Source organism: Myroides phaeus, from assembly GCF_900099675.1.
GTDB lineage: Bacteria > Bacteroidota > Bacteroidia > Flavobacteriales > Flavobacteriaceae > Flavobacterium > Flavobacterium phaeum.
Genome location: NZ_FNDQ01000011.1, coordinates 87022 through 106580 on the forward strand (window position 1 = coordinate 87022; position 19559 = coordinate 106580).

The 19559-nt window shown below is 32.7% G+C and carries 20 protein-coding genes; 8 read left to right on the forward strand and 12 right to left on the reverse strand.

Annotated elements, in window-relative coordinates; all coding sequences use genetic code 11:
* Positions 1-19: 19 nt before the first annotated feature.
* Positions 20-808: a helix-turn-helix domain-containing protein gene (locus BLT46_RS07380; protein WP_090408515.1), complete on the forward strand. Its 789-nt coding sequence runs from the start codon at positions 20-22 to the stop codon at positions 806-808.
* Positions 809-1109: 301 nt separating this feature from the next.
* Here BLT46_RS07380 and BLT46_RS07385 read toward each other — a convergent pair whose 3' ends face one another.
* Positions 1110-2420, reverse strand: a complete 1311-nt coding sequence (locus BLT46_RS07385) for a T9SS type B sorting domain-containing protein (protein WP_090408518.1) — start codon at positions 2418-2420, stop codon at positions 1110-1112.
* 448 nt (positions 2421-2868) lie between these two features.
* Here BLT46_RS07385 and BLT46_RS07390 point away from each other — a divergent pair, with 448 nt between their 5' ends.
* Complete coding sequence (locus BLT46_RS07390; protein WP_090408520.1) at positions 2869-3114, forward strand: VF530 family protein; 246 nt, start codon at positions 2869-2871, stop codon at positions 3112-3114.
* Between the two features lie 84 nt (positions 3115-3198).
* Here the strand turns inward: BLT46_RS07390 and BLT46_RS07395 are convergent, their stop codons facing one another.
* Both BLT46_RS07395 and BLT46_RS07400 read right to left on the reverse strand, forming a co-directional pair.
* Complete coding sequence (locus BLT46_RS07395; protein WP_090408523.1) at positions 3199-3603, reverse strand: DoxX family protein; 405 nt, start codon at positions 3601-3603, stop codon at positions 3199-3201.
* 95 nt (positions 3604-3698) lie between these two features.
* Positions 3699-4409, reverse strand: coding sequence for an SDR family oxidoreductase (locus tag BLT46_RS07400; protein ID WP_090408526.1), 711 nt, complete (start codon positions 4407-4409; stop codon positions 3699-3701).
* A gap of 197 nt (positions 4410-4606) precedes the next feature.
* On the opposite strand from BLT46_RS07400, the gene BLT46_RS07405 reads away from it, so the two are divergent.
* Complete coding sequence (locus BLT46_RS07405) at positions 4607-6799, forward strand: S9 family peptidase (protein WP_090408529.1); 2193 nt, start codon at positions 4607-4609, stop codon at positions 6797-6799.
* Positions 6800-6868: 69 nt separating this feature from the next.
* On the opposite strand, the gene BLT46_RS07410 is transcribed toward BLT46_RS07405, so the two are convergent.
* Both BLT46_RS07410 and BLT46_RS07415 read right to left on the reverse strand, forming a co-directional pair.
* The gene (locus BLT46_RS07410; RefSeq protein ID WP_090408532.1) at positions 6869-8095 is read right to left on the reverse strand and encodes a DUF6051 family protein; all 1227 of its coding nucleotides are present in this window, start codon (positions 8093-8095) and stop codon (positions 6869-6871) included.
* 108 nt (positions 8096-8203) lie between these two features.
* Positions 8204-8836 carry a helix-turn-helix domain-containing protein gene (locus tag BLT46_RS07415; RefSeq protein ID WP_090408535.1) on the reverse strand — a complete coding sequence of 211 codons (633 nt, stop codon included), beginning with the start codon at positions 8834-8836 and terminating at the stop codon, positions 8204-8206.
* Positions 8837-9156: 320 nt separating this feature from the next.
* Between BLT46_RS07415 and BLT46_RS07420 the strand changes: the two genes are divergently transcribed.
* The 3 genes from BLT46_RS07420 to BLT46_RS13330 are packed head-to-tail and all read left to right on the forward strand — an operon-like array spanning position 9157 to position 10060.
* Positions 9157-9636 carry a transposase gene (locus BLT46_RS07420; RefSeq protein WP_090408538.1) on the forward strand — a complete coding sequence of 160 codons (480 nt, stop codon included), beginning with the start codon at positions 9157-9159 and terminating at the stop codon, positions 9634-9636.
* The gene (locus BLT46_RS13325) at positions 9627-9857 is read left to right on the forward strand and encodes a hypothetical protein (RefSeq protein WP_394332442.1); all 231 of its coding nucleotides are present in this window, start codon (positions 9627-9629) and stop codon (positions 9855-9857) included. The genes BLT46_RS07420 and BLT46_RS13325 overlap by 10 nt, the downstream gene beginning before the upstream one ends.
* Positions 9821-10060 carry an IS3 family transposase gene (locus BLT46_RS13330; RefSeq protein ID WP_090408543.1) on the forward strand — a complete coding sequence of 80 codons (240 nt, stop codon included), beginning with the start codon at positions 9821-9823 and terminating at the stop codon, positions 10058-10060. Before BLT46_RS13325 ends, BLT46_RS13330 begins: the two co-directional genes overlap by 37 nt.
* A gap of 27 nt (positions 10061-10087) precedes the next feature.
* On the opposite strand, the gene BLT46_RS07435 is transcribed toward BLT46_RS13330, so the two are convergent.
* The 3 genes from BLT46_RS07435 to BLT46_RS07445 are packed head-to-tail and all read right to left on the reverse strand — an operon-like array spanning position 10088 to position 11303.
* Positions 10088-10387, reverse strand: coding sequence for a thioredoxin family protein (locus BLT46_RS07435; protein WP_090408547.1), 300 nt, complete (start codon positions 10385-10387; stop codon positions 10088-10090).
* A 45-nt stretch (positions 10388-10432) separates the two neighbouring features.
* Complete coding sequence (locus BLT46_RS07440; RefSeq protein WP_090408550.1) at positions 10433-10984, reverse strand: hypothetical protein; 552 nt, start codon at positions 10982-10984, stop codon at positions 10433-10435.
* A 55-nt stretch (positions 10985-11039) separates the two neighbouring features.
* Positions 11040-11303, reverse strand: a complete 264-nt coding sequence (locus BLT46_RS07445) for a (2Fe-2S) ferredoxin domain-containing protein (RefSeq protein ID WP_090408553.1) — start codon at positions 11301-11303, stop codon at positions 11040-11042.
* A 73-nt stretch (positions 11304-11376) separates the two neighbouring features.
* On the opposite strand from BLT46_RS07445, the gene BLT46_RS07450 reads away from it, so the two are divergent.
* Positions 11377-12447, forward strand: a complete 1071-nt coding sequence (locus BLT46_RS07450) for a DUF3810 domain-containing protein (RefSeq protein ID WP_090408555.1) — start codon at positions 11377-11379, stop codon at positions 12445-12447.
* Here the strand turns inward: BLT46_RS07450 and BLT46_RS07455 are convergent, their stop codons facing one another.
* From BLT46_RS07455 to guaA, 4 genes are all read right to left on the reverse strand, one after another.
* Complete coding sequence (locus tag BLT46_RS07455; protein WP_090408557.1) at positions 12448-13755, reverse strand: NAD(P)/FAD-dependent oxidoreductase; 1308 nt, start codon at positions 13753-13755, stop codon at positions 12448-12450.
* Positions 13756-14080: 325 nt separating this feature from the next.
* Entirely contained in the window at positions 14081-14305 is a 225-nt protein-coding gene (locus tag BLT46_RS07460; protein ID WP_090408560.1) for a DUF3820 family protein, read from the reverse strand.
* A 1-nt stretch (position 14306) separates the two neighbouring features.
* Positions 14307-16373: a LysM peptidoglycan-binding domain-containing protein gene (locus BLT46_RS07465; protein WP_090408563.1), complete on the reverse strand. Its 2067-nt coding sequence runs from the start codon at positions 16371-16373 to the stop codon at positions 14307-14309.
* Positions 16374-16445: 72 nt separating this feature from the next.
* A complete protein-coding gene (gene guaA / locus BLT46_RS07470; RefSeq protein WP_090408566.1) occupies positions 16446-17972 on the reverse strand; it encodes a glutamine-hydrolyzing GMP synthase in 1527 nt (508 codons plus the stop codon).
* A gap of 247 nt (positions 17973-18219) precedes the next feature.
* Between guaA and gltS the strand changes: the two genes are divergently transcribed.
* Positions 18220-19425, forward strand: coding sequence for a sodium/glutamate symporter (gltS, locus tag BLT46_RS07475; protein WP_090408569.1), 1206 nt, complete (start codon positions 18220-18222; stop codon positions 19423-19425).
* Positions 19426-19559: the final 134 nt, after the last annotated feature.

A 19559-nucleotide genomic window follows, 5' to 3' on the forward strand; every position in this document is an offset into this window, starting at 1 on the left:
AGAAACAAACAAAACTCAAATGAAGATTATTGATTCCCTCGATTTAATCGATACTGTCCCCAACGGTGTTTATATCAAACATGAGAAATCAGAGAAGCGATACCCTTTACATCAACATCAAAAAGGGCAGCTTACTTATGTAGAAGGAGGCATCACGTATTTAATTGTGGACAATGTAACACACGTTGTTCCTGCTCACTACTTTTTCTGGATTCCTAAAGGGGTACCCCACGTATTGCGCCTTAGTCATTCCGCTACCGTACTTCACTCTATCTACTTCTATACAGATGACGATGATAAAAATCCGTTCTATAATGAACTGGGGATATACGCCGCTTCTGATTTAGTAGTTGAAATGATTGCTTATACGCAATGTTGGCACGAGCAAATGGTAGATGAACAAACGTATAACTTTGCTTTCTTACAAGCTTTGAAGAATATACTACCAACTTTTATCAGTAAGAATATGCAATTGCAATTGCCTTTTAGTGATAATGAACGAATGGTTAAAATAACAGATTACTTAGATGTAAACTTTGGACTGCCGTTGACGTTATCAGATATTAGCAATCACTTTAATTTGAGTGAACGCTCTGTCTCTCGTCTATTTCAAGCAGAACTACAGATTTCTTTCCTCCAATATCTAAAAGCACTGCGCATTTTAAAGGCAATAGAACTTTTATTAAAAACAGAACACTCAGTTAGTGAAATAGCCAATGATGTTGGATATAATACGGTTGGTGCTTTTAGCAATGCTTTTTGTGAATTTACAGGAAGACGTCCTTTAGAAATGAGAAAGAACAAATAATAGTAATTAGTTTTTCACAAGTAAATCAAGCACTCTTAATCCAAGTAAATACAGGTCTTATACGTACCATGTTCCACACTTCTACCACATTTCTACCACACATGTTCGAGAAAAAGGCTTAAATCCGAAGTAGTGTGGTACTAATGTGGTAGGAATCTGGTAGATGGTCCTACTAAATATCGCATAAAAGCTTTACAAAATAAGTAGTGTACTACACTTACTTTGGCTACGATATATCAATAGCAATAATAAAAAAAGCTGTCTCCTAATATGAGACAGCTCCTTTATCATTATAACTTCACTAATTCGTATCTAAGTGTAAGTTAGCCGCTTTTTTAATCATACGACTACCATTTTTATCCTTGTACTCATAAATAACAATGTAGTAATAAGTTCCTGTTGGTAGTTTCTTATTCTTGTTATATGTAACTCTTCCTTCAGAATACCCATTAAAAACATTCTCACTACCATCACCTTTCGGGTCATAGTTAGTCGTTTCATAAACTAATACTCCCCAACGGTCATATATCTGCACCTTGTTATTGGGATATTTATTGATATTATCAATGATGAAATAGTCATTCATATCATCTCCATTTGGTGTTACCAGATTATAAATAACAACATCTCCATCTAACAAAACATCTTTTACATTTGCCAAGGTAAAATATCCAAAACCACTAATTTCTGCTAAAGTAGATACTTCTTTCTTTTCCATATCAACCACTCCTCCTTCATCAATCCACATTTTTTGCTCTGTATCCCAGCGAACGATGTGAAGATTTTTCTCAGGATTGTTTAATAAATCCGCTGGTGTAATACGCTCATCCCAACTCAAGGTGAGAACTACTCTATTTGCTCCTTTTTTAGTGGTTCTTAATTCCCAATATTCGGCAGTATTTATTTTGTCTATTACCCCTGAAACAGCTGTATGCTTTTCAAAGAATTTCTTATCACGAGCAGTATATTTGCTCTTAATTACATCTTTAAGCTGCTTCGGTGCAGAAATAGTAGCTCGACGATACATTTTTTTATCGCCAATTGGGTACACAAATGATTCGTTTCCTACTTTCTCTACTTCTCCTTCTACATAACTTTTATCACTTGCATTTTTATGTGTAGCTCCACTGTTAAACGTAACCATACCATATGATAGTTTTTTCTTATCATTAAATGTAGAGTCAACTTTAATTATTCCTTCTTTAAAATCTGCTACACCAAAAACCTCTATATTGTTTTTTAAATCAATTCCGTAATTTGGATTGTCAAACACAACATTATAGAAATATGAAACCTCATCTCCTTGCAGTACTTTAGCCTTTGTAGCAGAGTCTTTTGAAAGGAAATATACTGTAGATGTTTTAACCTTAGAACTAAAATCAAAGACTCCCTTATTCGTAAAGTCTTTAAAAAAATAGATTATACCATCTGTTCTAACAGTCGATTTTTCTTCATTAATGAAATCAAAGCCTGTAGATACTATGGTATTAGGAGCTACACTCATTAACCCAGTATTTCGCAACTTAAAATTGCTTAAATCATTTTGACCATAAATCGTTCCTCCAAGTAATAGAACACTTGTAATTGAGGTTATTAAAAACTTCTTTTCCATATTAAATTGGTGCTTTATCCCCACAGCACAACATTTTAAATTAGCTATCTATTTTCTTGCAATTGTCCTCATTTTCTTAGCACTTAATTACAATGCTATTTCTTATAATTTTGAAAAAATTATAAGAACAGTAATTGAATCAAACTAACTATATAAAAACATTTATACTAAAATACATTATTTAAGCCACATTTTAATATAAAAAAACACATATTGAGAACAAAACCTCCCATATAAATGCTTATTGAAATATAGATTTAGCACATTACAATTACAATCGTCAATTTTTCATTAAGTATTACTCAATATCTCTTTATCATATTGTATTTAAGCTAAAAATCTTACTCAATCTCATAAAGAATAGTTTTCCCGTTTTATCAGAGTAAATACATTTTATTGTTTGATACATTTTATTGAATAACTGTATCTTTGTTGAAAATAGAATAAAATGCAGACTTCAAAAGACCCATTACACGGCAAAAAGCTTGTTGATATATTAGAAGAATTAGTAGAATATTACGAAGGCTTTGAAGGTTTGGGAAACCAAATCAATATTCGCTGTTTTACACACGATCCAAGTATAAACTCTTCTTTGAAGTTTTTAAGAAAAACCCCTTGGGCAAGAGAAAAGACGGAAAGTTTATATTTATATGTACTTCGCCAAAAGGCAAAAAAAAACAAACCTCAACCATAGGATGAGGTTTGTTTTTTTATAGGATAATGTTGCTTTTAAAGTAAACCTATTTGCTAATACCTTTTTATTGGATGTAAAACTGGTTTATAACAATATACTACTTTTCCCTTTGTATAGTCTATAACTACCCGGACCAATAAAAGTAATCGCTAAGGCACTCATTAAATACAGTATATTCAATTCTGCATTTAAGCCTCCTGTATTTGGGTCAATACTAAAGCCGGCCATTCCTTTAACTAAAAAAAATGTCATAAACATCGTAAAAGCTATGATAGCACCTGAAACACGTGTGGCAAAGCCAACAATCAAAAATAAAGGTGCTACAATCTCTCCTACCGGAACGCCTAACCACAACCATTTGGGCAAACCATTTGCCGATAATTGATTGATGATAAAATCATGTCCGTGGATAAGCTTAAATATCCCGTGAAATATCATTAAGCCTCCTACTCCTAAACGAAGAATAAATTTACCTAAATCTGCACTCATAACTTTATTTTTATAATTAATAAACGACTATTGTTCAGCTTACTTTACTTATCGTATAATTCTCTCTTATTGGAAACGATGTAATCTAAAGAAAACTACTTACTTGTTTTTAATGGACGTACTTCAATTTTACTCGGTAATACACGAGGATTCATCTTTAAGATATCCACTACTAATTCGCCTATATCCTCTGGTTGAATTTTCCACGCATCTGCTTCTGATGGTTCGTGGTTATTGAAATTACTTGTTACAGACCCAGGTAAAATTGTTGTAACCTTAACATCTGCATTTCTCAAATCTAACATAGCGGCTTGTGAGAAACCAACTACACCAAACTTACTTGCATTGTATCCTGAGCCACTTGCAAAAAAGTTAATCCCGGCTAAACTGGCTACGCTGATAAAGTACCCTTTGTGTTCTTTTAGCTGTTTGATGCTTGCTTTTAGCGTGTGAAATACCCCTGTTAGATTTGTATCTATCATCGCATTCCAATCTTCTAAAGACAAGTCTTCAATAGAAGCAAATATCCCCAATCCAGCGTTTGCAATTACTACATCTACTCGTCCAAACTGTTCTACTATTGTCTGAATTGCTTTTTCTTCCTCTTGGTAGTTTCTTACGTCTGACTGAATAGCAATGACCTGATCTGATTTACCTAATTGTTTTGCAACCTCTTGTACTACATTTAGTTCACGTCCTGAAATAGCTACTTTATAATTGTTCTGTAATAGTGCTTCGGCGATCCCTTTTCCAATTCCTTTTGTTCCTCCTGTTATATAGGCTACTTTTTGCAAAGAATTACTCATATATGCTTTGTTTATTTATATTACACATTAATTATTGTAATAAAGGTATTAAGAATATACTTTTTTACAAATATCACATAGCTTATATTAAGACGATTTTATAGTTAAAAAGAAAAGAAAGCTAATTTGCTTGCATAAAAATTGTGCTCAGCACGGAATTAGTTTAAATTAGCGACAATATAAACTCGTAAATCAACATGAAAAATAAATCATTATTATTTCTATTATTAGCAGGAAACGTAATGTTTGCACAACGCGACCTTACTATTACGGAAGCAACTAATGGACAATACTTTAAGTTTTCTCCTGAAAAAATACTTCAACCGAAATGGAAAAGTGACAATGCTTTTTCTATCGTTACTACTAATAGAGATAGCTTATTGATCAAAAGCAAAGAGAATAAATGGGAAAACCAGACTATTCTTACTGCAAAAGAACTTGAGACAATTTTAAATAAGAATATCAAGAATGCATCGTTTGCTTTGCGTATGTTGCCTTATGATCTACAATGGTTAAACAATAATGAAATTAGCTTTACGCAAGTTGATAAAGAGCGCAAAGCTAAATATGCTATTCAAGTTAATATTAAAGAACAAAAGGTAACGAATAGCTTTAAATATAGTGCAGATGCTGAGCAAGAGATTACTTCTCGCAACGGCAATTATTTAGCGTGGTTAAAGGATAACAACATTGTAATCACTTCTCACAATGGAACTGATATTGAGGTTACCAATGATCCTACACACGATATTGTTAATGGTAGTAGTGATACTCACCGCAATGAGTTTGGAATTAACAAAGGAATGTGGTGGAGTCCTAAACAAGACCAATTGCTATATTACCGCAAAGACCAAAGTTTAGTTACTGATTATCCTCTTGTACAATGGGGAGGTCGCGTGGCTGAAAACAAAAATATTAAGTACCCTATGGCGGGTATGAGCAATGAAAGGGTTTCTTTAGTTGTGTATGATGTCTTAACGCAGGAAAAAGTAACGCTACAAACAGGTTTTGAAGATCAATTCTTAACTATGGTTACGTGGGATCCATCAGGAAACTATGTGTATGTTGGGGTGTTAAACCGTCAGCAAAACCATTTAAAAGTAAACCAATACAATGCGGCAACAGGTGCTTTTGAGAAAACATTGTTTGAAGAGAAGTCAAGTGTTTATGTTGAACCATCTCAAGGTTTAGTGTTTACACCAGGTAACAATAAGACTTTTATTCATTTCTCTGAAAATGAAGGATACAGACAAATGTACTTATACAATACAGAAGGAAAACTTGAAAAGAAATTAGGACACGAGAATGTGATTGTTTCTGAGTTTTTAGGTTTTGATGAAGATGGTAAAAATGCATTCTACACTGGAGTTACTAATAAGGGATTGGATAGACAATTGTTTAAAGTAAATCTTAAAAAGGGTAAAACAGAGCAAATTACTACGCTTTCGGGAACACATAACGTTGTACTGAACAAAAACAAGACCTTATTCATCGATCAGTTTAATAACATTGATACACCTAATAAGGTTGCTGTTGTTAATATAGACAACAAAAAAGAGGATACTTTGTTAGTTTCTAAAAATCCGTATGATGGGGTTATTACTATGCCGAAGATGGAATTGGTAACTATTAAGGCGGCTGACAATAAAACGGATCTGAATGCACGTATCATCTACCCAACTAATTTTGATGCGTCTAAGAAGTACCCTGTAATGGTGTACGTTTATGGAGGACCACACGCACAGTTAGTAACTAACTCATGGTTAGGAGGTGCTAACTTGTTCTTCCATTATATGGCACAAAATGGTTATGTAGTGTTTACAGTGGACAACAGAGGTAGTTTCAACAGAGGACGTGATTTTGAACAAGTAATTCACAGACAGTTAGGACAAAATGAAATGGCTGATCAACTAAAAGGGGTTGATTATCTAAAGTCCCTTTCTTTTGTTGACCAAGATAAAATTGGTGTATACGGATGGAGCTTTGGTGGATTTATGACTACTACGCTTTCTATTAACCACCCTGAGATATTCAAAGTAGGTGTTGCTGGTGGTCCTGTAATGGATTGGAAGTACTATGAAATTATGTACGGTGAACGATACATGGACATGCCTCAAGAAAATCCGGAAGGATATGAGAAAACAAGCTTGATTAATAAAGCGAATAAAATAGACAATAAGTTATTGTTAATACACGGTGCTCAAGACCCAGTTGTTGTTCAACAACACACAATGGACTTTATTGAAGCAGCTATTAAAGGACAAAAGCAAGTTGACTTCTTTTTATACCCCTCTCACGAACACAATGTATCTGGAATAGACAGAGTTCATTTGAATACGAAGATTGCTAATTACTTCTTTGATTACTTGGCTAAGCCAGCTAAAAAGTAAGTAAATCTTCTTGTAAGACTATAAAAACAGAAAAGGCGAACATATAGTTCGCCTTTTCTGTTTTTTATTTTATTTTTTGTAAAAAGAGACCATTTTATCCATTGTTAAATTAAATGCCTCCGTTACCTCATCCGCATTCTTCACAGTTAAAGGAAACGGAATCATATGACTATAATTGAACGGATAGTCAATTACATCTACTTCAATATTTATAGTGCGATATGCCCCTTGAAGCGTATTCAATGCCTCTACGGGTGGAGCAATATCGTCTTTCATCAAGTTTATAGACTTTATACGTCCTTCAAGTTCTTTAAAGCGTTTTTCTCTGTTTTCTTGATAATGGTAATAGCGCAACATTGTTCTAAACCAACTCTCCTCTGGATGTTGTAATATATCTTGATAATGCTCTAATCTTGGTTCAGATACAAAAGAAGTTGTCAGTAATTGTGCAAATGTCTTCTGCATCATAATCGTTGCTCTTGCATCCATAATATACTTTGATATAGGAGCCATACGATCTATTGTCATTCCCCCACAATAACACAACAACTTAGAAGAGTCTAAGAGTCCCTTTGGATTGGCCATTAAGATGATTAGCGATAAAAACGAACCAATAGAGTAACCAAACAAGTCGATAGTAGCATTCTTATCAATAGTTGGATAGGTTCCCTTTTTTACTTCCTCTACCCACTGAATAAAATCATAGTAAGTTTGTAAACCAGACCAAAAAAGACGTAAAGGATTATCTTCCATTCTCGTTGATATAGCCGCATTCACATAACTTGTATCCGAATTAGTCTTCCAGTCTTCTGCTCTTTTCTGTGCAATACCAAACATCAGTTTACGATCAGACCACTCTGCTGGAGTTCTATCCATGTGGAAGCTAATCGGAAATAGAACAATCGCCTTTCCTGTTTGCTTAGCTAACTCATACGCCCAAGGTAAATACTTATCCCACTTTTTCTCATTTAACCCGTGAAACATTACGATGACACCAGTAGCAGAAATAACATCCTGAGTTTTTATGACAGATACTTTAAATCGTTCATTCTGTTTTATATTAAAATCAGGACATCCCAACAAATGATCTTCTATTTCGCCTTTAGTTACTTCTTCTTGGTAGTCTATATGATGTTTACCACAACTCAGATCATCAGAACCATACAATACTTTTTTACCTTTTTGAGATAAAAAATCGTAATTAAAAATCTCTATTCCTAATTCAGAACTTTCCACGTAGTCTTGCTCTGTTGAATATAACTCTTTTAAAGCGTCATAAAGTTGGTAGTATTGCATAAGTCAAAAATGTTTCACTAAATGTAATCATTTGTCTTGGGAATTAATCAAAAAAAAAGACTTTCTTTAAAACAAGGAAAATCTTTTTTGATTAAAATTAAAATTTTATTAACTCATATTTTTATTATTACCGATAAATGCCCCACGAACGTAAAATACTTCTTTTACCTGATTCTCTGGTACAATCAAATTCTCGTAATTTTCATTATCACTTATAAAAAACAATTCATTTGTATCAGTCTTGCGTTTAAACCTATAACAAACAATTCCTTTATCTTTTAAAACTAATACATATACATTCCAAGGTTTTAAGTCTTGTAAACTAATTTTCTCACTTAAAACATAAGAAGTTACTTTAATTGTAGGATACATATTCTCACTTGATATCTGAAATGCTGTATCAATTTCTTCTTCTGTTGGAAATATGAATGTAGGACAAACAGCTAATGCTTTTTTCGCATCTAAACAGTATTCAAAATGGTGTTCAACAGATATCATTTTAACCTTTCTCTTACTAAGATTAAAACCATTAATATCTTCCGATCCTTCTAAAAAAAGAGTATTCAAGTCAATCTTATTCATTTCACATAAAGTGATAATCTTTTCAAAATGCAGAGATTCTCGTGACTTCCACGATGACACTGTATTTGGTTTAACATCTAATAACTTAGCTAATTGGAAATCTGTTTTTATTTCTAATAATTCCTTTAATTTTTTAATAACCTCAATACTACTTTTCATAATCCTTTTTATTAATATCTCAATAACCAGGCATCAATACCACCATTGTATACAGTTTAGTAAGGTGTAAAGCTTAATTATTGAAACAATCCTATTTTTCCTTTTAAAAGTAATTTATAGCAAAACTGTCTTTTCTTAAACAAGATAGCTTTTATAAATTAATTTTAACAAATATAAGGAATTTATAATCATATTTTTAATAAAAAAATATGATTTGAAACAAAAATCACACAAAAAAGAACAAACATATTTAAATTTTAAAATAAAAAAAGGATTATAGTCTTGCCCCAAAAAGCTAGACACTTTTTGGAGCATTTTTTATGAGTAGAAAACAGAAATACAATTTTGAATTTAAGTTACGTATAGTAACTATTATTTTGGAAGGTAAAGACAGTATGAGGGGACTTTCTCGATCAGAAAAAATCAGTGAGTTTAACCTTTATTTTTGGCTTAAACTATATGAAGTTTATGGAGAACAAGGATTACATGGAATCTCCAAAAACAAATTCACTATAGAAGAAAAAATTCATATTATTCAGGAACATCAAAATAGTGATTTATCTTTGACAGATACCTGTGTTAGATATAGAATCTTAAATCCTTCTGTCTTATTCCAATGGATAAGAAAATTTAAAAGCAAAGGATTTAAAGGTTTAGAAGACAATCGGGGTGTACATTTAAAGAAAAAAAAAACAATTACCTCAATGACAAAGAAAAGCGCTATTCCTGGAATCAAAAGTTCAATGACGGATATAGACGTATTACATTATCTCTTAGAAAAGAGTTACGAATACCTGTAAACTTTAAAACTATCGCTGAGATAATGGAGGAATTAAATCTTAAAAGTATAATTCGAGCTAAGAAATACAAATCTTTTAAAGGAGATGTTGGTAAAGCAGCAGAGAATATACTTCAACAAAATTTTAAAGCTACAGAGCCTCATAAAAAGTGGGCTACTAATGTAATAGAATTCAATGTAAAACTATGTCTAAAAAAGGAAACTGTCTGGATAATGCTATAATCGAAAATTTCTTTGGAGTTTTGAAGTCAATGTTATTTTATTTAAAAAAATATAATTCTATATTGGATTTAACCAATGAAATAAAAGAGTATATCAAATATTATAATAACGAGCGACTTCGCATTAATTTAAATGGAATGAGCTTGGTAGAATATCGAGCTCATTATATTAAAAAGATTGCATACCTCCGTACAACTTTTTAGGGCTAGTCTATTAGCGCCTTTTTTATTTTAAATTCCTTGTAAAACTTCTCGTAATATTTTCTGTGGAGAAGGTAAACCTCCTTCTCTCCATATAATGTCTCCTTCAGCATTTAGCAAAACGAGTGTTGGTACTGAACGAATAAAAAACTCTTCTACCAACTCCCTATTGAGATCAATGTTTACTTTTTCAACCTCAACATTTAAATTTAGTATTTCAGGCTCTAATTTCACCATTGTATCTTTAAGTATTCTACAGGGACCACACCAATCTGCATAAAACTGTAATAATACTGGTTTCTTTAAACTATTTAGTTCTTCTACTGTCATATTCTCAAAAATTACTTTAAAAATAAGCTTTCTTATTTCACAATTTTACCAAGGTATTTTATTCGATTCTATAGGAGTAGTTAGGTCAAAAACAACCTTAAAAGCGCCTTCACTATCAACGCGCTTTAAATTATAGCTAAATTCTGTATCTGAAAGTGTTACCCACCATACATTACCAGCAATGCTCGGAATTAAATTAGCAGTATATTGGTCAGCAGGAAAAAACTGTGTATCAACTAATCCGTGATTTGTAGCTGTTCCTCCATACATAGTGACCTCATCAGGCATTCCATTCGCTTTTCTATGATCATGCTTTAATTCTAAACCATCGTCTTTTAAAGTAAAAACCCACGTACGAGATAAATCATCCCCAACAAAAAAAGGCACTTTAATTAATCCCTCCTCACATAACATCACAGTCATTATCAATTCTTTATCTTTAAAATCTTTCGGAATTGGATTACTTATTATTTGTCCTTTATACGACTTCCCACAGTGATTAGCTAAATTCTTTAAAAACACTTCAGAATAAATTGATTGTGCTTGGCTCAATATACTAACAAAAAAAAACAGTGTTAAACAAACTACTCTATGCATATCTATTGATTTTAAATTTAAGCTAACATACTTGAAAAAAAGTAATTAAAAAGCTTTAAGCACTAATATATTTCTCAAATATCTTATTCGCTTTCTTTTTAGTTACTTCTTTCTTATACTTATCGTGAGCTGATAAATATACCACAGGAGCACTTTTACACATCCCCTGGCATTTCATCTTACAAATGCTGTAATTATCACTCATACCATTTTCCTCCAATAACTCTTTGAAGCAACTTTTTGCTTCATCATTATATCTACAACATTTTTTTCCGTCACAAACGAAGATTGTTCTCTCTCCTTTCTTAACTTTACTCATCGTATTAGAATTTGATACAAATATATCTATTTTTATCTATTCTAATTAAAAGTTTAGTGAAATTATACTCCTTATGAAATTGCGTTATTGGTTACTTTGTTTAGGCTTATTCCTTATTGGTTTTAAAAGCATTACGTTATCCCCATATACTATAGAATCTTATTACACAAACGGATTTTATAAATATTATAGTACTATGTGGGACTCTATAACGCATTGGATACCTTTTTCTATTGGCGATATACTCTACCTCATCGCAATTCTTCAAATTATAAAGAGTCTTATAATCGTATTTAGACGTAAGAAAGAATGGAAAATAAGGGTAAAAACAATTGCAGTTGGAACTATTAAATTCTCTATTGGATTTTACATTCTGTTTACATTAGGGTGGGGATTAAACAATTTCAGACCTTCTTTGCATTCGCAACTTAAAATAGCACAAGGATATGACAACGTAGAGCTTATAACGCTTACTAAACGCATTATTAAAGAAACAAACACAATTCAGTTGTCTTTGACAAATGACAGTCTTAAAGCAGTTAATAACCCGTTTGCAACAGAAGAGATACTGGGAGATGCAAAAATTGGCTTAAAACAGATTACATCAACTTTCCACTTTGACAATATTCCTTCTTCTATCAAGAAGTCACTATTTAGTATCCCCCTTACATATATGGGGTTTTCAGGATACATCAATCCGTTTACTAATGAGGCTCAAGTAAATTATTTAATACCCAAAACAACAATGATTGTTACAGCTTCTCACGAAGTTTCTCATCAATTGGGATATGCAAAAGAAAGTGATGCTAATTTTGTTGGGTTTATGGCAGCATACCATCACCCGAATGAAGTGTATAGATATGGGGCAAATATCTTTGCTTTGAGATACTGCCTATCTAATATTGCAAAAAATGAACCAGATGAACTTGAAGAACTCCTTAGTATGCTCAATACAGGTGTAATGGAAAATATAAACGAGAATACTATATTTTGGAATTCTTACAAGAATATCACTGATTCATTTTTTAAACTTTTTTACAGTAACTTTTTAAAAATAAACAACCAAAAAGAGGGTATTCATTCTTATAATAAGTTTGTTGACTTATTAATTAATTACGATAAAATATATGTTTTATATGAGTAGTTAATCTTCATTATGATCTTTGAAGCTCTCCTCTGTTTTACGTTTAAATGGTCTAACGATTAAACGCGCTTGTCTGTCAAACATTAAATAGTTATATAACCAGTTCCAGAAAACAACTAATTTGTTTCTAAATCCAATTAATGACATTAGGTGAACAAACATCCATACAAACCAAGCGAAAAATCCACTAAACTTAAACTTAGGTAAATCTACAACTGCCTTGTTTCGTCCGATTGTAGCCATTGATCCTTTATCATTGTAAACGAAAGCTTTCAATGGTTTACCATCTCTAAGGTTACTTAAGTTGTTTGCTAATAATTGCCCTTGCTGAATTGCTGGTTGTGCCATCATTGGGTGACCCATTGGCGTTTTTTCTGTCATCATTGTTGCAACGTCACCAATAGCAAAAATATCAGTAAAACCTTCTACTTGGTTATACTCATTTACTTTAATTCTGTTACCTCTTTGAATTACAGTAGAGTCAAATCCATCTACCACAGCTCCCATAACTCCTGCCGTCCAAATTACAGTTTCAGCTGTAAATGTCTTACCAGATTTAGTAGTTACAACTTTTCCATCGTAGTCTGTTACAATCTCGTTTAACCAAACATTTACTCCTAATTTCTCTAAAAACTCTTGTGCTTTTTTAGAAGAATTATCAGACATTGCGTCTAACACCTTACCTGCTCCTTGGATAACGTTGATTTCCATTTTACTTAAATCTAAGTCTGGATAATCTTTAGGCAATACTTGCTTTTTCATTTCAGCTAAAGCTCCTGCTAACTCTACTCCTGTAGGTCCAGCTCCAACAATAACGAAGTTCATCAATGCACGTTGCTCTGTATCTTCTGTAGTCAATAATGCAGACTCAAAGTTTTCTAATACTAAACTACGAATGTTTAACGACTGAGGAATTGTCTTCATCGCCATACTATTCGTCTTAATTGCTTCGTTTCCAAAGAAGTTTGTTTTAGACCCTGTAGCAATTACAACATAGTCATAGAAAATAGTACCAATATCAGCTACTACTTTTTTATTGACTGTATCAATACGTTGCACATTCGCTAAACGAAAGTATATCTCTTCAAAACCTTGTACTACTTTACGAATTGGGTACGCAATAGACCCAGACTCTAACCCTCCTGTTGCTACTTGGTATAACAATGGTTGGAAAGTATGGTAGTTGTGCTTATCTAACAACACAACTTGGAAGTTTTTATTCTTAAGCTTTTTTGCTAAAGCTAACCCTCCAAATCCTCCACCGATGATAACAACACGTGGACGATTAGAAGTAGGAATATTCATCATAATCAATCGAATTTACTCTACAAATTTACAACATATTATTGTTATTCGCATTTTTCACATTCGTTCTGACCCTGCTTAGAGCCTTGTGATAATTGACACAAAGCAAATAATATTGTCCTTTTTTATCATTTTGACAATTTGAATTAATCAAATTATAGAATTTTTACTTCTAATGCTAAAAAACAAGCTATTCTGTTTTTTTTACAATTTTTGTTATTTTTCTGTTACAACCGTCACATCACTAAGATTTAACGGAAAAAACATATAAAAAAAAAGATAAGTCATTATAAACAACTTATCTTTCTCTTTTTATACTAATAACATTTTACTTAAAGTTATTGCGAATATTTCTTATCATTGGTTCTAATCCGTTTAATTTCAACTCATAAACCAAAGCTAACTGCTCTCCCAACTTTCCTTTTGGAAATCCTTTGTTGTGATACCAAACCACATAATACTCCGGTAAATCTATTAAATACTTTCCTTCGTATTTTCCAAAGGGCATTTTTGCGTGAGCTAACTCTATTAAATACTTTTGATCACCAAGCATATTACAATACTTTCACTGTTAGATCATCACTATACTGCATTAAGTAAACACCTGTATTTCTAATTGTTCCTTCAGGATTTCTACTATAGATAAAGCGATTTTCTACTTCTTGTGTTTTTTGTCCTGCTGTTTTTAAGAAACCATCTTTTTGGAACATTCTCAAAATAACATCTAAAGTAACGTCATACCCTCGTGTAGCAAATCTATTAGGGTGCACATTATATTTATCCTTATACTCTTTAGCAAATTCTGATTCCATTTTAGACTCTTCACTATCTCTTGTAACAGAAGGGAAAGTGTATTTTAAATCTACTAATGTTTGTATTTTAATTTCACTGTAATCAAATATATCATTCTTATCAAACGACGCTACTTGAATATTGAAATCGCGTACTTTGTTTTTTAATTTATCCGTTAATAATAAAGCTGACGCAATACTATTAGAATCTAATATAAATACATTATTTTGACCTGAGACTAATGTTTTATCAATATCCTTAATCAAAGTTGTACTAATTACTTTTACATTAGGATAATGTCTTTGCATAAACTGCTTTGTCGATGTTTTTTTATCATCTACAACCACAGTTATCTTAGCGCCACTTCTTATAAAATGATCTAATAACTGACTTTTCAATACATCACTATAAGGCATTGTTTGCACTAAGCGATTAGACGGTGTCGCTTTTTCATTTGACAAAGGAGAGATTAAAACCACTTTATCATTCGGCAACACTTTTACAGCCTCATCAACATTCGCTTTAAAGAAAGGTCCTATAATTACATCTGTATCGTCAAAGTTCTCTGTGTTAAATATATTCTTTACAGAAGAACTATTCTTTGTTTCATTAGAATCATACACATTAACAGTTAATGGTAAACCTAAATTCTTAGCATAGTCAATTGCCATTAAAGCACCTGTATAGAAATCCAGTGTTAGGTTTAAGAAACCATCCGACTGTAATCGTGTATCTATATCCATACCCGCTTTATTGGCATTAAAAGGCAACAATAAAGCTATTTCTTTTCTATTTGAACGAACCACAGAAGTTGAAAAATCAACATATCCACCAGTACTAACACTTGCTTGTGGAATATCAAAATCTACCTTTGACTCTTCCTTTTTAACAGCAGGAGCCCCATCAGTAGGAATAATCAATTCCATTCCACTGCGCAATCCTTGATTTAACTCTGGGTTTTGTTTAACTAAATCAGTAATAGAAACACCATATTGTTTGCTAATACTATATAATGTCTGTTTAGGTTCTACCGTAATTGTTGTTGTATTACTTGGCGCAGGCTTAGCTTTACCAGCAGTAAGCTCTACAACCTTTTCACCTGCTTTATATCCATAAGCAGGAACCTTTATCTTTTGACCACTCTTTAAACCGTCTTTCAATTCTGGATTTAACTCCAATAATCGTTGCACAGTAGTATTATTAATCACCGCCAAACTATACAAAGTAGCTTGTGGCTCTACGTCAATTGTCTTAAAATAGATATTATTAATATCTTTAATAGTATCAGCCGCAGACGACGGTAACTTAGCAGGAATGCGTTTTGGTTGTTGATTTGACACAACTACCTCTTTACTTTCAAAAATTTGTTTTTTAGAAGTATCCGCAGCTGCAATATAAATTGTACTTCCTGATTTTAAACCACCATCTTTTAAAGATGGGTTCCAACTGTATAAATCAGTAACTGACACGCCGTATTTTTTACTAATACTATAAAGCGTTTCTTTAGGTTGAACCATATGCGTATCTGCAGAAGCAGAAGACACAGCTTGTTTAACCGTTTCTTTTTTCAGTGGATTTGAACTCTTATTATTCTCCTTTTCTAAAAATTCTTTGGTGGGGATTAATAAAAAGCTATTCTCATTTATACCACTCTTAGCATCTGGATTATATTTCAAGATTTCAGACACAGGAATCTGATTCTCTCTTGCAATTTTACTAACAGTATCTCCCTTATTCACTCTGTATTGAACAAAAGACCCCTGTTGACCAAAAGATGCAGTAGTAGTAAAAACAAACGCCGCTAAGGCTATAAATAATTTCTTTTTCATGTAGCAATATGAATTTATAAAAAACGATAAGTCGCTGCAACAAAGTTACAGCGACTTATTCAAATATTTAAATTATTCCCACTCAATTGTTGCAGGTGGTTTTGAACTAATGTCGTAAACCACTCTATTTACACCTTTTACTCGGTTAATAATTTTATTAGAAATTTCCATTAAGAACTCATAAGGTAAGTGAACCCAATCAGCAGTCATACCATCTGTAGAAGCAACCGCTCTAAGTGCTACAACTTTTTCATACGTTCTCTCGTCTCCCATTACACCAACACTATTTACAGGTAATAAAATAGCTCCAGCTTGCCACACTTGGTTGTACAATCCGTGCTCTTTTAATCCTTCTACGAAAATAGCATCAACTTCTTGTAATAAGCGAACTTTCTCTTGTGTAATATCTCCTAAAATTCTAATTGCTAATCCAGGCCCTGGGAAAGGGTGTCTTCCTAACAATTCAGGATCAATTCCTAAAGAAGCTCCTACTCTACGTACCTCATCTTTGAAAAGCATACGTAAAGGCTCTACTATTTTCAACTTCATAAAGTCAGGTAATCCTCCCACATTGTGGTGAGATTTAATAGTAGCAGAAGGTCCTTTTACAGAAATAGACTCAATAACGTCTGGGTAAATAGTTCCTTGTCCTAAGAAAGTAGCATCTTCAATTAATTTTGACTCTGCGTCAAAAACATCGATAAACGCTTTACCAATAGCTTTACGTTTTTGCTCTGGATCTTCTAATCCTGCTAAAGCAGTCATAAAAAGGTCAGTAGCATCAACTCCTTTTACGTTTAATCCCATTCCGTTGTATTGATTTAATACATTTTGGAACTCGTTTTTACGTAATAAACCATTGTTTACGAAGATACAGTGTAAGTTTTCACCGATAGCTTTGTGTAATAACACAGCAGCTACAGTAGAATCTACTCCCCCAGAAAGTGCTAAAACTACTTTCTCATCTCCGATTTTATTTCTCAAATCTTCAATTGTCTCTTCTACGAAAGCGTTAGGTGTAAAATCTTGTTTTACTCCTGCGATATCTACTAAAAAGTTTTTCAACAATGTTGTTCCATCTGTTGAGTGATAAACCTCTGGGTGGAATTGAATTGCATACGTTTGCTCTCCTTCAACTTTGTACGCAGCGTTAGTAACGTCTTTTGTACTTGCTAAAAGAACAGCATTTGTCGGTAAAGTTTTAATAGTATCACTGTGGCTCATCCACACTTGACTGTTTTGAGGAATGTCTTTAAGGAATGCGTCTTCAGCTATAAAATCTAAATTCGCTCTACCATATTCTCTTGTATTAGATGGTGCAACCTCTCCTCCATAGAAATGAGCAAGATATTGCGCACCATAACACACAGCTAATAAAGGCATTTTTCCTTTAATATTAGACAAGTCAGGGTGTAACGCTTCTTCCGAGCGAACTGAATAAGGACTTCCTGATAAAATTACTGCTTTGTAAGCTGATAAGTCCTGTGGTAAATCATTAAAAGGTAAGATTTCGCAGAATATATTTAACTCACGAACTCTTCGCGCAATCAACTGAGTGTATTGCGATCCAAAATCTAAAATAAGTACATTGTGTTGCATGCGCAAAAATAGTTATTTCAACCGTATCTAAAAAAAGATTTTTATATTTCTTTCAATTTGGTATAATATATGTATTCTAAAGCCTGAAGTTCTTTTTAATAAGAGAACGTGAAAATAAATACTAATTTTTTAATTTTATGGTAATTATACATCATTTTCTATTATTTTACAATCTTGATTAGTTATATTTGCCTATCAAAGAATTTATTTTCTTCACTTAATTATTTACAAAAAAACTTATCGTTATATGGAATTCGGAATATACGAAACGCTTATGTTAGCCTGTTTAGTGCTCTTATTAGGTCGTTTTTTGGTTCAAAAAATTAATTTCTTCAAAAAATATAACATTCCAGAACCTGTAGTTGGGGGATTTCTCGTAGCTTTATTAAGTTGGGGCGCATTTGCCTTTCTTAACAAAGAGTTTACTTTTCACGAAGGTCTTCAAAATAGTATGATGTACATCTTTTTCTCTTCGATTGGTCTTAATGCTGACTTTTCTAAATTGATCAAAGGAGGTAAAGCCCTTGTTATATTCTTAGTTATTGCAGCTCTTTTCATTTTATGTCAAAACTCTCTTGGTGTACTGATGGCCAAATTAATGAATATCGACCTTCGATTTGGATTAATTGCCGGTTCTATTACACTTACAGGTGGACACGGTACTGCTGGTGCTTGGGCTAACGACTTTATGGCAAGCGGAAACCCACTACTGGGAGCAAAAGAAATTGGATTAGCTTGTGCTACTTTCGGTTTAATTTTTGGTGGTACAATTGGAGGTCCTTTAGCACATCGTTTGTTAAAGAAGAAAAACTATACTGAACTAAGCCCTGAGGAAATTGAATTTAGAGAAGAGACTCACGAGATGTCTGACGAAGCTTTCCCTGCAGAAAAAGTAACTTATAAGTCAATTATGATTACGGTAACAATGCTTTCTGTTTGTTTGGTGCTTGGACAAGTATTAGCTGATTGGAATGCACAGTACTCTTTTAAACTACCAACGTTTGTGTGGTGTTTGTTTGTAGGTGTAATCATTAGAAACGTTTTAAGCAACGCTTTAAAAGTTAAAATAAATAATGAACCTGTTGATATTTTAGGGAACGTTGGACTTTCAATCTTCTTAGCTTGCGCATTAATGTCTTTAAAACTTTGGTTAATTGTTGATTTAGCTCTTCCTGTTTTAGTTATCTTAATTGTACAAGTTATCTTAATGTGGTTGTTTGCAGCAAACGTAACGTATAGAGTAATGGGGAAAGATTATGATGCAATCATTTTAAGTGCCGGACATTGTGGATTTGGACTTGGTGCTACTTCTACTGCAGTTGCCAATATTCAAGCTGTTACAAATCGTTTCGGACCATCATATAAAGCGTTTTTAATCATTCCAATGGTGGGGGCGTTTTTTATCGACATTTTAAACGCGTTAATATTAAACTTGTTTATTAGTTTCATCTAAGCGAAACTTAAAAAATATATACAAAAGGACTATCGGATGTGGACTGACCCCAAAAAGTTGGACGAAGTTATGCAATCTTTTTAATATAATGAGCTCGGTATTCTACCGGGCTCATTCCATTTAAATTAATGCGA

What these genes read in the sequence shown, in the direction of transcription:
- BLT46_RS13330 (WP_090408543.1), top strand. Translation starts at nt 9,821, where the DNA reads ATGTCTAAAAAAGGAAACTGTCTGGATAATGCTATAATCGAAAATTTC.
- BLT46_RS07380 (WP_090408515.1), top strand. Translation starts at nt 20, where the DNA reads ATGAAGATTATTGATTCCCTCGATTTAATCGATACTGTCCCCAACGGT.
- BLT46_RS07445 (WP_090408553.1), bottom strand. Translation starts at nt 11,303, where the DNA reads ATGAGTAAAGTTAAGAAAGGAGAGAGAACAATCTTCGTTTGTGACGGA.
- BLT46_RS07440 (WP_090408550.1), bottom strand. Translation starts at nt 10,984, where the DNA reads ATGCATAGAGTAGTTTGTTTAACACTGTTTTTTTTTGTTAGTATATTG.
- BLT46_RS07385 (WP_090408518.1), bottom strand. Translation starts at nt 2,420, where the DNA reads ATGGAAAAGAAGTTTTTAATAACCTCAATTACAAGTGTTCTATTACTT.
- BLT46_RS07420 (WP_090408538.1), top strand. Translation starts at nt 9,157, where the DNA reads ATGAGTAGAAAACAGAAATACAATTTTGAATTTAAGTTACGTATAGTA.
- BLT46_RS07435 (WP_090408547.1), bottom strand. Translation starts at nt 10,387, where the DNA reads ATGACAGTAGAAGAACTAAATAGTTTAAAGAAACCAGTATTATTACAG.
- BLT46_RS07400 (WP_090408526.1), bottom strand. Translation starts at nt 4,409, where the DNA reads ATGAGTAATTCTTTGCAAAAAGTAGCCTATATAACAGGAGGAACAAAA.
- BLT46_RS07395 (WP_090408523.1), bottom strand. Translation starts at nt 3,603, where the DNA reads ATGAGTGCAGATTTAGGTAAATTTATTCTTCGTTTAGGAGTAGGAGGC.
- gltS (WP_090408569.1), top strand. Translation starts at nt 18,220, where the DNA reads ATGGAATTCGGAATATACGAAACGCTTATGTTAGCCTGTTTAGTGCTC.
- BLT46_RS07410 (WP_090408532.1), bottom strand. Translation starts at nt 8,095, where the DNA reads ATGCAATACTACCAACTTTATGACGCTTTAAAAGAGTTATATTCAACA.
- guaA (WP_090408566.1), bottom strand. Translation starts at nt 17,972, where the DNA reads ATGCAACACAATGTACTTATTTTAGATTTTGGATCGCAATACACTCAG.
- BLT46_RS07450 (WP_090408555.1), top strand. Translation starts at nt 11,377, where the DNA reads ATGAAATTGCGTTATTGGTTACTTTGTTTAGGCTTATTCCTTATTGGT.
- BLT46_RS07455 (WP_090408557.1), bottom strand. Translation starts at nt 13,755, where the DNA reads ATGATGAATATTCCTACTTCTAATCGTCCACGTGTTGTTATCATCGGT.
- BLT46_RS07405 (WP_090408529.1), top strand. Translation starts at nt 4,607, where the DNA reads ATGAAAAATAAATCATTATTATTTCTATTATTAGCAGGAAACGTAATG.
- BLT46_RS07415 (WP_090408535.1), bottom strand. Translation starts at nt 8,836, where the DNA reads ATGAAAAGTAGTATTGAGGTTATTAAAAAATTAAAGGAATTATTAGAA.
- BLT46_RS07465 (WP_090408563.1), bottom strand. Translation starts at nt 16,373, where the DNA reads ATGAAAAAGAAATTATTTATAGCCTTAGCGGCGTTTGTTTTTACTACT.
- BLT46_RS07390 (WP_090408520.1), top strand. Translation starts at nt 2,869, where the DNA reads ATGCAGACTTCAAAAGACCCATTACACGGCAAAAAGCTTGTTGATATA.
- BLT46_RS07460 (WP_090408560.1), bottom strand. Translation starts at nt 14,305, where the DNA reads ATGCTTGGTGATCAAAAGTATTTAATAGAGTTAGCTCACGCAAAAATG.